The 1,174-nt window shown below is 56.3% G+C and carries 1 rRNA gene; it reads right to left on the bottom strand.

Annotated features, from left to right (window positions below):
- Window positions 1–2: 2 nt before the first annotated feature.
- Window positions 3–1,174 (bottom strand): 23S ribosomal RNA (locus ACFRMQ_RS40845); the annotation flags it as partial.

Here is a 1,174-nt window from a genome sequence, read left to right as displayed (position 1 = left end):
CTGAGGACAAGCCCTCGGCCTATTAGTACCGGTCAACTCCACCCCTCACAGGGCTTCCATATCCGGCCTATCAACCCAGTCGTCTACTGGGAGCCTTACCCTCTCAAGGAGGTGGGAGTGCTCATCTCGAAGCAGGCTTCCCGCTTAGATGCTTTCAGCGGTTATCCCTCCCGAACGTAGCCAACCAGCCATGCCCTTGGCAGGACAACTGGCACACCAGAGGTTCGTCCGTCCCGGTCCTCTCGTACTAGGGACAGCCCTTCTCAACACTCCTACGCGCACAGCGGATAGGGACCGAACTGTCTCACGACGTTCTAAACCCAGCTCGCGTACCGCTTTAATGGGCGAACAGCCCAACCCTTGGGACCTACTCCAGCCCCAGGATGCGACGAGCCGACATCGAGGTGCCAAACCATCCCGTCGATATGGACTCTTGGGGAAGATCAGCCTGTTATCCCCGGGGTACCTTTTATCCGTTGAGCGACGGCGCTTCCACAAGCCACCGCCGGATCACTAGTCCCTACTTTCGTACCTGCTCGACCCGTCAGTCTCACAGTCAAGCTCCCTTGTGCACTTACACTCAACACCTGATTGCCAACCAGGCTGAGGGAACCTTTGGGCGCCTCCGTTACTCTTTAGGAGGCAACCGCCCCAGTTAAACTACCCACCAGACACTGTCCCTGATCCGGATCACGGACCGAGGTTAGACATCCAGCACGACCAGAGTGGTATTTCAACGGCGACTCCACAACAACTGGCGTTGCTGCTTCAAAGTCTCCCACCTATCCTACACAAGCCGAACCGAACACCAATATCAAGCTATAGTAAAGGTCCCGGGGTCTTTCCGTCCTGCTGCGCGAAACGAGCATCTTTACTCGTAATGCAATTTCACCGGGCCTATGGTTGAGACAGTCGAGAAGTCGTTACGCCATTCGTGCAGGTCGGAACTTACCCGACAAGGAATTTCGCTACCTTAGGATGGTTATAGTTACCACCGCCGTTTACTGGCGCTTAAGTTCTCAGCTTCGCCCCACCGAAGTGGAGCTAACCGGTCCCCTTAACGTTCCAGCACCGGGCAGGCGTCAGTCCGTATACATCGCCTTACGGCTTCGCACGGACCTGTGTTTTTAGTAAACAGTCGCTTCTCGCTGGTCTCTGCGGCCACCCCCAGCTC

This window comes from Kitasatospora sp. NPDC056783 (genome assembly GCF_042789895.1).
Lineage (GTDB): Bacteria > Actinomycetota > Actinomycetes > Streptomycetales > Streptomycetaceae > Kitasatospora.
Note: the sequence above shows the minus strand (reverse complement) of the source record. Positions and strands in the feature narration are given on the sequence as shown.